Annotated in this window: 1 protein-coding gene; it reads right to left on the bottom strand. The window is 62.9% G+C overall.

Annotated elements, in window-relative coordinates; all coding sequences use genetic code 11:
* The coding region (locus BK660_RS31730) for an MHYT domain-containing protein (RefSeq protein ID WP_311202927.1) at positions 1-555 on the bottom strand (555 nt) is incomplete at both ends.

The following is a 555-nucleotide window of genomic DNA, read 5'->3' as shown; positions in this document are numbered from 1 at the left end:
GAGTGCGCGAGATCAGCGGTACGCGCTTCGAGGCGCGCGTCGAGAATCGAGGTCAGCAAGGCAATCGACAGCACTGCCAACGTGGTGATCAACACCAGACTGTCGAGGCCATTGCCCTTCAAGCCATTGACGGTGGCGCCACAGAAACTGCCATCAGGGAATTGCGCGGCGGCCATGCCGGTGTAATGCATGCCGACAATGGCGATGCCCATGATGATTGCTGCGCCGCCACGAATCAGCCGCACGTACGGCGAGTGCTGACGCAGGCGGAAGGCGATCCACAACGCCGCAGCCGACGCGCCGACCGCGATGAGCAGCGAGGCGCCAAACAGCGTCGGATCGTAGTCGATCCCCGGTGTCATGCGCATCGCCGCCATGCCGGTGTAATGCATGGCACTGATCCCGGCCCCCATGATCAGAGCGCCAAACGCCAGTTGCAGAATCGGCAGCTTCGGCTGGCTGACCAGCCACAAGGCAAACCCGCAGGACAAGACCGCGATCAGCAGTGACAGCGCGGTCAGGGTGATGTCGTAGCCGAGATCGATCGGCAGCTTG

The sequence above is a fragment of the Pseudomonas brassicacearum genome (assembly GCF_003732265.1).
In the GTDB taxonomy this organism is placed as follows: Bacteria; Pseudomonadota; Gammaproteobacteria; order Pseudomonadales; family Pseudomonadaceae; genus Aquipseudomonas; species Aquipseudomonas brassicacearum_D.
This window is presented reverse-complemented; position numbering and strand designations above follow the sequence as displayed.